Source organism: Mesorhizobium sp. BHbdii (assembly GCF_053848045.1).
In genome coordinates, this window is record NZ_JBSPKX010000016.1 from 15,558 (window position 1) to 28,732 (window position 13,175).

Sequence of the window (13,175 nt, forward strand, 5' to 3'; positions counted from 1 at the left end):
TGACACAATCGTTTTTGTATGGACACTCCAATAAAACAATCGTACCCTCATCAATCAGGAAAGTCCACAGCCGGATCGAGCTAAGAAATTCGGCATGGCAGCCTATGACGAGGGCAGCTTTCGGGAGCCTCAGAAAGCGGCCTGGCAACGTACGGGGCAAAATGGGAGAGTACCTATGAAGGATGGTTCTTCGAAATCTTGGGATCTCACGCGGCGCAGCCTGCTCATCGCAGGTGCGGGCCTGATGGCGGCCACCGCAGGCATTCCGGGCGTCCGCAACGCCGGGGCTGCGGCGGCGGCGCCGAAGCGCGGGGGAACGCTCCGTGTCGGATACTCCCAAGGGGGAACGGGCGATAGCCTTGATCCGATGACCTACCTCTCCGACTCTCACTATGCAACCGGCTGGCTGTTCGGAAACAACCTCGTCGAATTGACACCGGATAAAAGCCCTATTCCAGAACTCGCCGAAAGTTGGGACGCGAGCAAGGATGCTAAAAAATGGACGTTCAAACTGCGGAAAGACGTCGAATTTACCAACGGCAAAAAACTCACCGCAGCCGACGTGGTCTATTCGCTGAAGCGGCATACGGCCGCGGATTCTAAATCGGCAGCCAAAGGCCTATTAGAAGGGATAACGGACATCCGAGCCGACGGCGATCACGACGTTATAGTCGAGCATGGGCAAGGTGACAGAGACATCCCCGTCATCCTTGCTGACTTTCATTTGCAGATTGTACCGGAAGGTTTCAACGACTGGACTACGTTTGTCGGGACCGGGCCCTACATCCTCGACAAATTCCAGCCTGGAGTGTCGCTTTCAGCTCATCGAAATCCTAACTATTGGAAAGCCGACAGGGCATGGTTCGACGCCGTTGTGTTTACCTTCATAAACGATGCTGCTGCACGCGCTAATGCCCTTACGACCGGGTCGGTCGATGCTGCTGATCGCATAGAGCCCAAGATTGTCCAACTCGTCAAAAGAAACGCCAATCTGAAAATCATAGAAACTGTGGGCGGCACGTATGTTGCAAGCGGTATGGACGTGACGAACAAACCGTACTCGGACAACAACATTCGCCAGGCGATAAAATTCGCTGTGGATCGCGATGCGTTGGTGGCGAGCGTGTTTTCGGGCTTTGCCGAAGTTGGCAATGATCAGCCCATTGCAAGCAATGACCCCTTCTTCAACAAGGAGCTAAAGCAGCACCACTATGACCCCGACAAAGCCAAGTGGCATTTGAAGCAGGCTGGTCTAACTCAGCTTGACATTGAGCTCTCAGCTGCCGACGCAGCCTTCTCCGGTGCGGTCGACTCTGCCGTTCTGATGCGTGAACAAGCAAATGCCGCTGGGATCAACCTATCGGTGAAGCGCGAGCCTGATGATGGTTATTGGTCGAACATATGGATGAAGCGCCCCTATTTCATGACCTATTGGGGCGTACGACCGACACCTGGCATGATGTTTTCTCTCGCGTTCCAATGCAAGGCACCCTGGAACGAGACACGCTGGTGTGACGATCGCTTCAGTCAATTGCTCCAAAGCGCAAGGATCGAAGGCGATGCCCAAAAGCGCACTCAAATGTACCATGAAATGCAAGCCATTTGCAGCGAAGAAGGCGGCAACTGTATCTTTGCGTTTCCTGCATCGCTGGACGGATATAGCACCAAGGTTGAGGGAGTTGTACCGGACCTTGTCCGCACAATGGGTGGTTCCCGCTTGGCGGAGCGAGCCTGGTTTGGTGCTTAATTTCTGACGCTCTTGGTGGCAGTTGGCTGGAGGGAACCGAGGCCAGCTTTGCGCAAAGCGATCGCAGCGGCTCAGGGTCGCGCCTCAGGACGGGCGCGACTTTCCTTCAGTCACTCGACCGTGGCGGGTCGTGATGACCCTGGCTCCAGGGTTCGTGCCATCAGCGAGGTAGAAATGAAGATCACGCGAATGACGCTTTGGGAGGTATCACTGGCAAGCCATACGCCATACCACATGTCCGGCGGAAAGAGCTGTGAAACCGTCACGTCAGTGGTTTTGCGTGTTGATACTGATCAAGGTATCGCAGGTTGGGGCGAGGTTTGCCCCATTCCGCATTATCTCCCAGCCTATTGCGAGGGTGTTCGCCCCGCACTCGAATATATTGCGCCGATCCTCATCGGTTCTGGCCCCGTGGGTCCTGAGGCCCTTATGAGCCGTGTAGACGCATGGCTACAGGGGCACCCTTACGCAAAATCCGCCCTCGACCTGGCTCTGTGGGACATTACTGGAAGAGCCGCCCAGCTGCCTCTCTATGCGCTGCTGGGAGGGCGCCAAGCGGCCGACATGCCGTTGTACCATTCAATCACATGCATCGAGCCTCAGGAGATGGCCCGAATTGCGCAAGAGGCACAGGGCGAAGGAATAGCTCAGTTTCAGGTCAAACTTGGCAGTGACAATAACTGGGAAACCGACGTTGCTCGACTTCGCCTCGTTCGAGAGGCTGTTGGAGAAGGACCCTTGATTTACGGAGACTGGAATTGTGGAGCGTCCCGGCTGGACGCGACGCGGGTGGGGAAGTCCGTAGCGTCATTCGACATCATGCTGGAGCAGCCATGCTCCACGCTTGAAGAATGTGCCGCGGTTCGGGCCGCGACGGGCCTGCTGATGAAGATCGACGAGAATGCCTACGACACTGCGTCGCTTCTTCACGCTTACCACCTTGGATGCATGGACGCAGTTGCCCTGAAGCTCTCCAAGTCCGGCGGTCTCAGCGCACTTCGCAGGCTTCGTGATTTGTGCCTGCACCTCGGGCCTAAGATGTGCATTGAGGATGTTTGGGGATCAGACATAACGACTGGAGCCCTACTGCATCTCGCGGCCTCAACTCCTGCCAGTCGACTCTTGAACACTTGCGATCTGTCGGGATACGTCGCCCCTCGCCTCGACTCTAGCGCACCGCTGCGCCGCAACGGCCGCATCGCGGCGCCGGAGGGCGCAGGGATAGGCGTAAACCCGGATGCCGGAGCGCTTGGCCAGCCCGTGGCCGTCATCGACTTGGCGCTTTAATCAACGTCGCCCACATCGAAGCTGAAGCAATCGCCATTCTCGCAGGTCCAACCGTAGAGGACGCAGAGAGTTGGATACCAAATCATCGGGAGACCCAAAGATGAAAATCACATCAGTCGGAATTTATCGAAAAGATCTCAGCTATGTTGGGGGAACTTACCGTTGGGGTCGCGGCAATGCCATCTCAATCGCCCGATCCACCGTTGTTGTAATCGGGACTGACGCAGGGATTATTGGCGCTGGCGAGTTTTGCCCTTGCGGCGAAAATTATATGGAAGCCCACGGTGAAGGGACGGAAGCGGCAGCGCGCTTGCTCGCGCCAGCATTGTTAGGCCAAGACCCAAGACAGGTTTCGGTGATCGAACGCATCATGGATAACACTATCCGTGGCCACGGCTACGCAAAGGCGCCTTTTGATGCAGCGTGCTGGGATATTCTTGGAAAGGCGGTTGGACAACCAGTATGGATGCTCCTTGGCGGAAAGCATACTGACGGCGCGCCCCTATACAAGGTGGCTCCTCAGAAATCGCCGCAAGAAATGGTCGCTGAGATGGATATTCTGAGGGACAGCGGATATCGACAGTTTCAAATCAAAGTAGGCGCAAACTGGGTCGAAGACATCGAACGCATCCGATCAACCGTACCGAATCTGTTGCCCGGTGAAAAGGCCTTCGCAGATGCCAACCAGGGTTGGCGAGTCGACGAAGCCCTCCAGGTCGGTCGGGCTACCCGCGATCTCGACTACATCATGGAGCAGCCTTGTCAAACATATGAAGAATGTCTCCAGGTAAGGCGAAAAGTTGATCTACCCATCAAGCTGGACGAATGCATCACGGGTATGGATATGGTCCAGCGAGTAATAGCGGACCGGGCTGCGGAAATCGTGTGCCTCAAGGTTGCTAAGCAAGGCGGACTATCCAAGGCGCGACGAATGCGAGATCTCCTGATCGACAATAGGATTCCGATTGTCGCCGAAGATAGCTGGGGGGGCGAGATCACCACAGCGGTGGTATCACACTTTGCTGCCTCGACGCCAGAAGACTTTCTCATCAACACAACAGACTTGCATAACTACAACAACGAGAGCACAGGGGTTCCACCTCCTGCCACAAAGAATGGAAAGCTATTTGCCTCTGACAGCCCGGGTCTCGGCGTTCAGCCAGATTGGGATAGTCTTGGCGAACCTGTTGCTACGTTCGGAAATCCCAGGACCTCATCTGATCCTGCACTTTACACACATGATTATCCCCGGTAGCAATACTGGTGCTTAGAACTGGAGAGAATCGTGGTAAGATTGGTGATATTTTCAAACCGGGCGACAAGGTTCCGCACTCGGGTATCTATGAAGTCATGCACGACAAAAACCATACCCAACAACACGAAGTCACATGTGTCTTTGGGAAGGTATTCCCGCCATGCCGCAGCTGTTCTCACCCGCGCTTCAAGCTTGTAAAAGCGGCCCAACACATCGACGGCAATGAACACTTCAAGGCGGACTAGGCTCTTCGTTGGTTCTGAGAAGGCCGATACCGCCAAGGCTTACGCTGCATTGTCAGCGCGCTCTGCATAAGCCAAGCCGGCCTTTGATGCGCTCCTGACCGTCTTCCAAACGAAAGCATCTCGTTTGAGCGGCCACATCCGTCTCGATCAACGGCGGGCGACTTGAACTGACCCCCGGAAGTTGGACACAACCTTCGGGGGTTTACACTCCAGACACTGCTACTTTCACGCGCTCGGCTACCGACAGATATTTTTGCCGGACGAAGTTATGCGAGTGCGGCGTCGAACCATGGAGTTGACGCGGCGACCGTCCGGAGGCGGGCCTGTCTCATGCTGAGACGGACTTAACGAAGCCACTTCACCACCGTGGAGGGGTCGTGTCCTCGCATGTGGTGCAACTCGACGGCAGCAAAAATCTGCTCGCGAGCGCACCCTCGATAGCGCTGAAGCGAGCGAGCAGCTTGGCGGTGGTCATCGGCGCTTTCCGTAGGGTCCTGGTTGCGACACCAGCCTTTGACCGGAAGGACTACCGATGACCGACGACATGATGAACCTGCGCGTGCTCGTGGAGAAGACACCCGACGGCGAGTCTTGCGTGAGATGATCGGCTTGCGCCGAGCGTCTGATGGAGATCGAAGTGGGAGCGGCCACCGGGGCCGCCTATGGCGAGAAGAACCCGTTGCGGCCAGCTCAACGCTACGCGAGCGGATCGGGAGACGAGGGCCGGCACCGTCGAGCCAGGAAGTATCCAGGCATCTCGACCCGCTCGGTCGACGACCTGGTCAAAGCCATGGGCATGAGCGGCATCTCCAAGAGCCAGGTCTCGCGGCTGTGTGAGATGATCGACGGCAAGGTGAAGGCTTTCTTGAGCGGCTGATCGAAGGCGTGCCATACCTGTGGATCGATGACACATATCTGAAAGGCGGGTCGCGGCGGGCGTAACGTCTCGGTCGCCGTCATTGTCGCCGTCGGCGTCAACACGGATGGAGGACGCGAGGTGCTGGGCACGGAGATAGGCACCTCGGCGGCCGAGCCGATCTGGACGGAGTTCCTGCCGCCGCGCTAGGGCTTGCGCAGCATCAAGCTCTCCGACGTCCATGAGGGCCTCAAGGCCGTCGCCCCCAAGGTGGCTCAGCGCGACATGGCAGAGGTGCCGGCGTCCACTTCATGCGCAACGTCGCCCAGGAGACGCCAGAAGCAGCAAGCAGTTAATGGCGCGCCGTCGCTTGGACGAGGCGAGCCGGATGTGCTGGCCTACATGACCTTCCCGAAGGAGCATCGCGCCAAGCTTCACAGCACCAACCCGATCGCGCGCCTCAACGGAAGATTAAGCGGCGCACCGAGGTCGTTCGCATTTTTCCCAACGAGGATGCCATCACCCCCCTCCTCGGCGCCCTACTGCTCGAACAGAACGACGAATGGGCCGCCCAGCGCCAAGATACATGACACTGAAAAGGATGTCGCAGATGAGCGATGATCCTTTGATCAGCTTGGCAGCCGTGGCGCGCTGATCAACCCGGCCAATGCCGGACAGCACGGCGACCAAGTCGTCAGGTACACCAGCCCCAGGGACAGGATCCGTGGAGGCGACGCTATAAAGCTGTCCGCTAATGTCACTTGGATCGTCGATAGACGGGAAGCTTGGACGCACTGCCTCGCGCCAATTGGACCTCAGGCCGCCAACGGCGATCGCCTCGAACGCCCACCGGGTTGACAAGGGTACAATCGTACCATATCATCTATTATTAGCGTACACTTGTTCTCCTGTCGCAGCTGAAGACCGCTTGAGGAACGTACCCGCCGCTTCGGGAAATGTTGTGATGGTGGGTGCCAGTGCAAGATAGCAGCGATCCGAACATCCCGGCTTGCCTAGCAAAGGTGCGCGTTGATGAGACGTTATACAAGCACAATTACCTGTGAGTCTTTGCAATGAGCAAACAACCAATCCGCAACATCTGGGCCGCGAATCCGGCCTACGCAGTCGCCGGATATAACATTAATAGCGGCTCTCCTGGCGAAGATGGATCAGCTAATTCAACCCTGTCCCTCAGTATTCTTGTTCTTCCTGGGTTTTCTCTTCTTAGCCTCTCATCATTTATTGAGGTCCTTTACCACGCAAACAAAGCTTCTGGCCACGAGCTATTTTCTTGGCGTTTTGTTGGGACAGACGGAAGGCCGGTCAAATGTACGAGCGGAGTACCCATAGCTGTTGATATGGACATTAACACCCTCAAACACGACGACAGTCACTCGGTTCTTGTTGTGATCGGGGGCGAGCGCATCGAGAGGCAAAGCTCGACACAAATCTCATCTCTTTTGCGAGTGAAAAATTGCCGTAAATCGCCTATTTATGCGATCGGAACAGCAACATGGTTGTTAGCCGATGCAGGAATTTTGCGCAGCGGAATGCGTTGTACTGTTCACTGGTCAAAGCTCGACGCCTTGGCAGAAAAATTCCCGGAGCTAATGGCGGAAGATTGCCTATTCGTCCATGAAGGATCTGTGACAACCTGCGCCGGTGAGTTCGCAGCGTTCGACCTCGCAGCTGAAATGGTTGAGCTTCGACGCGGAGGCGACTTGGCAAGCCGAATATGCGGTCAGCTGACCGCCGAAAGATTTCGAAGTGGCAGCCATTGTCAGTCGGTACCGCTTGGGATTCGCCACCCTGGCACCGTCGAGAAGCTGCTTCGCGCCATTAAAATCATGCAGAAGAATATTGAGGAGCCGCTGTCGCTCCACGAAATAGCCAAGAGAGTTTCACTATCGAAACGCCAAGTTGAACGTCTTTTCGCAAGACACATGAAGATCACTCCGATGCAGTACTATTGTGGCCTTCGGCTACAAAGAGCACGACAACTCCTAGAAATGACGGACATGCCAGTTATCGAAGTGGCCGTTGCGTGCGGCTACGTCTCGTCATCACATTTTTCGAAATGCTTCAAAGATCATTTCAAGCTCTTGCCGAGTCGTGCCCGTCCGTGGGCACGCACATCCGGTTCTGTAGATGCTCAAATTTTAAGGGCGTAGCTATTCTGGCAGAGAAAACATTTGGGGAGAGCTGTCTGTCTAGACATTTACCGACCGCGTCGGCGCCATCGCAGCTCGCCTGACAGCACTCAGGAGAACCTGGAAAGGCGGCCGCGCGACAAGAAGGGCCTGCATTTCGAGCCCCTCCTGTCCGAGGTGTCCCTCCTATTCTTCGTTCTTCGGGAAGCCGCTTATTGCAACTCTCTCGCGCGTCCGGCACCGTTGCCGGTTTCCCAGATTGACTCGAAGTTGCGCAGCATCACTTCTTTGACGCTTAAGGCGTGCTGACCTTGTTTTAAAATCACCGGGGCATCGATGTCAGGATACACAAAAAAGGGCAACGAAATGCGGCTAGTTGGCCCCCTGTGCGCAACCCGGTGGGGCGTGCTCTTGAAGCGGTCGCCGCTCAAGGCCTGAAGCATATCGCCCAGATTAACTACGAGACTATTGGGCAGGCTCGGAGCCGGCACCCAGCGCCCGTGAAACCACACCTCCAACGAGGGCGCGGGAAGTTCCTCCTGGAGCAGGAGCGTGAACAAGCCATTGTCCGTGTGCTTGGCGGCCGCGCCGCCGCTAGATGGATACCAGATCACGCGTTGCAGGACCGTCGGTGGGTTAAAATGGCGTTGGAACCAGCCCGGCGTCATATCGATCAGATCGGCAAGCGCGTTCCCAATTTTCGGTACAACCCCGTTCAGGACAGAGGCCTGCAGCGCGAGCAGGCTTGCCGCGAAGCCAGGAGCCACGGCATCATCCGGAAAGTTCGTCCGTCCAGCAAACGGACGCCGGTCGCTTTCGTTCTCGATTCCGAGGTCGAAAACTTCTTTTGGATCGGGCCCTTCATCGGGATGCAGCGTTTCGCCGTTCAAAGGACTGTATCCACGGGAAGTGGTTGGGTACACGTCTTGGAATGTGTGACCATAGCGATCCTTTATCGACTGCGGCAAGGCGAAGAACTGCCGAGAAGTCCGGATGGCTTCCGCAATCTCGTTTTTCGGGATGCCGTGCTCGACAAGGTAGAAAAACCCGTACTCTTCGCAGGCTGTACGAAGGCGCTCCCCCTCTTCGTGCCGCGTGGTGCCGGCTGCCAATTTAGCTAGCGAAATTTGTGGTAGCGTGGTCATAGCTGCTGCTCCTTAGCACGTTGCACTGGTGGGAATTTGGAAGACCCAGTAGTGGGCGTCCTCCTCGTCGAGGTATCTGCCGTCTTTCAGACACTGCGTCGGCACAAGGGCGCCCTGATCCTGCAGGCGCTGCACCTCGTCTTCAAAGGATGTGGCCTCCGCATAGCTCTTGCGGGTGCTTGCGATGACGAATCCGTTCGGCCGGGTGACTCGAGCGAGCTCGCGCAGCCCATCCGGTCGGACATGCCCGAGCGTGAAGACGCCGCAGCAGACGGTGATGTCATAGCTCGCGCTGGGATAGTCGGAGAGGGGTCCATTAAGATCGACATGGCCCTGAATGTGCCGGTAGACACCGGTTTGTCGGGCTTTTTCGGCCATCTCCTCGGAGAGATCGAACCCGTCGAGCAACCGGAAGCCGACGCGTGCTAGTTGCACGCCGACGAGCCCTGTTCCGATACCAGCGTCCAGGACTGCGATGGCTGCTCGCTCGCTGGCTAGATAAGCGGTCTGCACGACACCCGCCAGCTCCGCGACGATCATCGGCCCACAGTACCCGTCGCGGCCAACGTCCACTTCGTAGGCGCTGGCCCATCCGCGATAGAACTTGGCCAAGCGACTTGGGTCCCCGTCGAGCGTGTGGGAATCCTTGATGCGTTTTCTTGCGGCTTCCTCCAGCATGCTTTTTGGACCGAGGGTGTTCATGATAGTTCCTCCATGTATGGGCAAATGAGATGCGGAACGGCCGCCATTGACGGCGCAATGGCCGCGGCTGAGCTGTTCGCTGACGTTTTTTGCGGATCATGGCTGTCCGACCACGCGGAGGCCCCCACGCTCCAGCGGACGACGTCGCACAGCAGGGCATGGCTCAAGCCCATGCCTTGTCCGAGATCAAACGCCTCGCCGAGGATCAATCGGTTCACGTGGGTGAGCTCGGCGACCATAGACTGAAGCAAGCGTATGTGGACGTCGCCCAGCGGGGCGTCATCGCGCGGAAACACATGCTCGCGCTTCGGTTTGATCCGTCCGACGCGATCGGTAATGAATTGTTGATCTGGTGGATACGCCGGGTCGGCGCCGTACTTGGAGGGCGCGCGATAGCCTGGCACTTGCAACCGAACGCCGAGGGCAGCCTGTGCTAGCTCAATGACTCGCAGGTGACCGTCGTATCGCCTCAATTGGCGTCCTGCTTGGCTATAGCGCTTTTCGACGGCTCGCCCGAGCGGCAATTCGACGCCAAGTTCGTCGGCTAGCTGGATGGTCAATGCCATGTCTTTCACCGCAATCTCTAGCGTGCAGGAGCGGTCGTAGCTGCCATCCAGGAGGAATGGGGCGAACTGCTCGATTGCGACGGAGTTCGCCGTGGAACAGACAAAATCTCGCCACGCCTGCTGCGCAGGAATACCAGCGCGCACACTTCGGCAGAGCGCGTCGCCGCTCGCAACGGCTGCGGTGTAAAAAAGAAGGTTGGTCAGCAGTTTGACTGCTTGGCCTTGACCAATATCCCCGACATGAAAGGAGACGGCTCCCATGGTCTGCAACGCAGCCTCGCAACGCAGGTAGGCCTCCGAAGGTCCACCGACGAAGAAGCTGACGTTGGCGAAATCGACCCCCATGTGGGATAAATTGCTCACGGGAGCCTCTAGCGCATGCACACCGATTGCAGCCGCTCGACCGCTGATCTCAAGTGTGTTGTGGTAGTCGGTCGTGGACATGTCGATCCACACGCTTTCCGGCGACATTCCGGCCAAGGCGCCCTGCTCGCCCGTCATGTTGTCGAAGACGTCGCGCGGCAGGGGCAGGCACGTGATGACAATGTCGCAATCGCGGGCCGCGTCGCGCGGTGCGTCATGCCACCGGGCTCCCTTGTTGATCACCTCTTTCGCGACCCCGAGTTCAATGTCGAAGACGTTTACCGGATGGCCGGCTTCCAAGAGCTTGGCGATCAGCGGTCGCCCCATGCTGCCGGTGCCAATGAACCCTATTCGGTCCACATTGCGGTGAATGGCGCACGCAGCTCGCCCTCCAGCCTTGACAGCAGACATGCTTCACCCTTTCCAAGAGAACTATTGATGCGTCCAAAACCCGCAATACCATCAGACGATGCAGTTCTGCAGCAGTTTCACTATGATCTCAAGGCAGATTTCGACAATACTTTGTTAAATTCTGGCTAAAGAAACGCTCCTACTCACGACAATACTTCATCAGCTATACAAAAATGACACCTGCAAAATACAATTTTTCACACTATTCCACCATAACTCTCATTAGGTTCGCGACATGACTCGCGACGTTAGCAGTGGACACTGCCAAAGGATTGCCGAGTGCGGGCTCAAAGGGAGGATTCACTGAGACTAGCAGGCAGCATCCAACCGGGAGCACTGCCCGCCCCTTTCAACATGACGTAACAATCCGAGGCCGACTTGAGCCGGCAGATCGTCAAGAATGCCAAGGCTCTCGCCCAAGCGCTTCTCGACCGTGGATACCAGATGGTCACCGGCGGTACCGACAATCACATGGTGAAACTCACCTCCGGCACAAATCGCCGTCGGCAAAGTCTATGCCGAGCGCCTGACGGAGGCAGGCATCATTACCAACTTTAACATGGTGCCGGGCGATCCACGCAAGCCGGCGGTCACAAGCGGGATCCGCTTACGAACACCAGCAGTGACGCCCATGGGCATGAGTGAAAAGGAGATGGATCAGATTGCCGGCTTCATCGACCTGGTCTGCCGCCAGCCCGATGAGCCACATATACATGCGAAGGTGTGAAGAGATGTTGCGGTCTTCTGCGGTGTCTTCGAGGTTCCTGGCATCACCGACCGGTAAGCCGACCCAATCCAAACGACCCACCCAACTCCAATACCTGAAGCGAGGCTATTCCATGGCTAGACAGTTTGTCTTTTCCTCCGAATCCGTCGGGGCCGGACACCCAGATAAAATGGCCGACAACATCTCCGATGCCATCCTCGATGCCATTCTTTGTAAGGACCCTAAGGGGCGGGTCGCCTGTGAGGCCTTGGTGAAAAACTGTGAAGCCTTGGTGAAGACAGGGATGGTCGTGCTGGCCGGCGAGATCACCAGCGATGCCCAGATCGACTACAGCCAAGTTGCCCGCGATACCATTCTCGACATCGGATATGATGACGATGCTGTCGGGTTTGATGGTCGGCGTTGCGCGGTCGTTCTGGCTATCAACGAACAGTCATCTGACATCAGCCAAGGTGTGGACCAAGGCCGAGGGATTGATCTCGATCAGGGAGCGGGGGATCAGGGCCTCATGTTCGGATACGCTTGCAGCGAGACCGATACACTGATGCCCTTGCCGATCCAACTCGCTCACCAGTTGACGAAAAGGCAGGCAGAGGTCCGCAAAGCAGGACAGCTCAGCTGGCTACGTCCCGACGTGAAATCGCAAGTCTCCGTGCGCTATGAAGGATTGCGCCCTGTGGCGCTGGATACCATTGTCCTCTCTACGCAACATGACGAGGAGGTGTCACAGGAAGCAGTCCGGGAAGGAGTTGTTGAGGAGATCATAAAACCTGTCTTGCCGACCGACCTGGACACGACAGGGATCAGATTCCTGGTCAACCCGACGGGACGGTTCGTGGTGGGCGGGCCGCGGGGCGACTGCGGCCTTACTGGACGCAAGATCATCGTCGACTCCTACGGTGGGATGGGGCGCCACGGCGGTGGTGCCTTTTCGGGCAAGGACCCCTCCAAGGTTGACCGTTCTGCTGCCTATGCGGCCCGGTACGTCGCCAAGAATGTCGTGGCTGCCGGACTTGCCGAAGTTTGCGAGGTGCAGATTGCCTACGCGATCGGCGTGGCCACACCGGTTTCGGTTTTCGTCAATACCTTCGGCACCGCGACGATCGAGGAAGAAAGGATAGAGCGCCTCATACTTGAGCTATTCGATCTCAGACCAAAGGGCATTATCAAGATGCTTGATCTTTTACGCCCGATATACCGCAAGACCGCGACCTATGGGCACTTCGGCCGTGAAGAGCCTGAGTTCACCTGGGAGAGGACAGACAGAGCCGACCTTTTGCGACGGGAGGCAGGTCTCGCTGCGTGAAGCAGACTCTGGGTCGATCTGTATTCGGGATCCACTCCAACAGTTGTAAGCGCGCGCCCGACCCATGAGATCCGCGGGTTTTGACGGAGATATTGATGCCGCATTATGACGTGCTTTGTATCGGCAATGCCATCGTCGACATCATCGCCCAGTGCGAAGAGGAATTCCTCGAAACCAACGGCATCATCAAGGGCGCGATGAACCTCATCGACACGAGGCGCGCCGAACTGCTCTACAGCCGCATGGGCCCGACGATCGAGGCTTCCGGCGGCAGCGCCGGCAACACGGCGGCCGGCGTCGCCTCCTTCGGCGGTCGCGCCGCTTTCTTCGGCAAGGTCTCGAACGACACGCTCGGCGAAATCTACGCCCACGACATGCATGCGCAGGGCGTCGCCTTCGACACCAGGCCGCTCAA

The 13,175-nt window shown here is 57.2% G+C and carries 8 protein-coding genes and 5 pseudogenes; 10 read left to right on the forward strand and 3 right to left on the reverse strand.

Annotated features, from left to right (window positions below):
- Positions 1-94: 94 nt before the first annotated feature.
- The 7 genes and pseudogenes from ACWTU8_RS30740 (at position 95) to ACWTU8_RS30770 (ending at position 7,561) form a co-directional block, all read left to right on the forward strand.
- Positions 95-1,747, forward strand: coding sequence for an ABC transporter substrate-binding protein (locus tag ACWTU8_RS30740; RefSeq protein WP_455851100.1), 1,653 nt, complete (start codon positions 95-97; stop codon positions 1,745-1,747).
- Between the two features lie 174 nt (positions 1,748-1,921).
- Complete coding sequence (locus ACWTU8_RS30745; RefSeq protein ID WP_455851101.1) at positions 1,922-3,034, forward strand: mandelate racemase/muconate lactonizing enzyme family protein; 1,113 nt, start codon at positions 1,922-1,924, stop codon at positions 3,032-3,034.
- 100 nt (positions 3,035-3,134) lie between these two features.
- A complete protein-coding gene (locus ACWTU8_RS30750) occupies positions 3,135-4,289 on the forward strand; it encodes a mandelate racemase/muconate lactonizing enzyme family protein (RefSeq protein ID WP_455851102.1) in 1,155 nt (384 codons plus the stop codon).
- Positions 4,290-5,066: 777 nt separating this feature from the next.
- Positions 5,067-5,228: pseudogene (locus tag ACWTU8_RS30755) on the forward strand (IS256 family transposase); the annotation flags it as partial.
- Positions 5,214-5,600: pseudogene (locus ACWTU8_RS30760) on the forward strand (transposase). The pseudogenes ACWTU8_RS30755 and ACWTU8_RS30760, both read left to right, overlap by 15 nt.
- Before the next feature lie 192 nt (positions 5,601-5,792).
- Positions 5,793-5,980, forward strand: a pseudogene (locus ACWTU8_RS30765) (transposase).
- A gap of 483 nt (positions 5,981-6,463) precedes the next feature.
- Complete coding sequence (locus ACWTU8_RS30770) at positions 6,464-7,561, forward strand: GlxA family transcriptional regulator (RefSeq protein WP_455851103.1); 1,098 nt, start codon at positions 6,464-6,466, stop codon at positions 7,559-7,561.
- Positions 7,562-7,752: 191 nt separating this feature from the next.
- Here the strand turns inward: ACWTU8_RS30770 and ACWTU8_RS30775 are convergent, their stop codons facing one another.
- Genes ACWTU8_RS30775 through ACWTU8_RS30785 form a run of 3 tightly spaced genes read right to left on the reverse strand, consistent with a single transcriptional unit; the run spans position 7,753 to position 10,727 of the window.
- On the reverse strand, positions 7,753-8,685 hold the full coding sequence (locus tag ACWTU8_RS30775) for an isopenicillin N synthase family dioxygenase (RefSeq protein WP_455851104.1): 933 nt from the start codon (positions 8,683-8,685) through the stop codon (positions 7,753-7,755).
- A gap of 12 nt (positions 8,686-8,697) precedes the next feature.
- Positions 8,698-9,387, reverse strand: coding sequence for a class I SAM-dependent DNA methyltransferase (locus ACWTU8_RS30780; RefSeq protein ID WP_455851105.1), 690 nt, complete (start codon positions 9,385-9,387; stop codon positions 8,698-8,700).
- Complete coding sequence (locus tag ACWTU8_RS30785; RefSeq protein ID WP_455851106.1) at positions 9,384-10,727, reverse strand: NAD(P)-dependent oxidoreductase; 1,344 nt, start codon at positions 10,725-10,727, stop codon at positions 9,384-9,386. Before ACWTU8_RS30785 ends, ACWTU8_RS30780 begins: the two co-directional genes overlap by 4 nt.
- 384 nt (positions 10,728-11,111) lie before the next feature.
- Here ACWTU8_RS30785 and glyA point away from each other — a divergent pair.
- From glyA to ACWTU8_RS30800, 3 genes and pseudogenes are all read left to right on the forward strand, one after another.
- Positions 11,112-11,454, forward strand: a pseudogene (gene glyA / locus ACWTU8_RS30790) (serine hydroxymethyltransferase); the annotation flags it as partial.
- Between the two features lie 112 nt (positions 11,455-11,566).
- Complete coding sequence (gene metK / locus ACWTU8_RS30795; RefSeq protein WP_455851107.1) at positions 11,567-12,760, forward strand: methionine adenosyltransferase; 1,194 nt, start codon at positions 11,567-11,569, stop codon at positions 12,758-12,760.
- Positions 12,761-12,855: 95 nt separating this feature from the next.
- Positions 12,856-13,175, forward strand: a pseudogene (locus ACWTU8_RS30800) (adenosine kinase); the annotation flags it as partial.

What these genes read in the sequence shown, in the direction of transcription:
- ACWTU8_RS30740 (WP_455851100.1), top strand. Translation starts at nt 95, where the DNA reads ATGGCAGCCTATGACGAGGGCAGCTTTCGGGAGCCTCAGAAAGCGGCC.
- ACWTU8_RS30745 (WP_455851101.1), top strand. Translation starts at nt 1,922, where the DNA reads ATGAAGATCACGCGAATGACGCTTTGGGAGGTATCACTGGCAAGCCAT.
- ACWTU8_RS30750 (WP_455851102.1), top strand. Translation starts at nt 3,135, where the DNA reads ATGAAAATCACATCAGTCGGAATTTATCGAAAAGATCTCAGCTATGTT.
- ACWTU8_RS30770 (WP_455851103.1), top strand. Translation starts at nt 6,464, where the DNA reads ATGAGCAAACAACCAATCCGCAACATCTGGGCCGCGAATCCGGCCTAC.
- ACWTU8_RS30775 (WP_455851104.1), bottom strand. Translation starts at nt 8,685, where the DNA reads ATGACCACGCTACCACAAATTTCGCTAGCTAAATTGGCAGCCGGCACC.
- ACWTU8_RS30780 (WP_455851105.1), bottom strand. Translation starts at nt 9,387, where the DNA reads ATGAACACCCTCGGTCCAAAAAGCATGCTGGAGGAAGCCGCAAGAAAA.
- ACWTU8_RS30785 (WP_455851106.1), bottom strand. Translation starts at nt 10,727, where the DNA reads ATGTCTGCTGTCAAGGCTGGAGGGCGAGCTGCGTGCGCCATTCACCGC.
- metK (WP_455851107.1), top strand. Translation starts at nt 11,567, where the DNA reads ATGGCTAGACAGTTTGTCTTTTCCTCCGAATCCGTCGGGGCCGGACAC.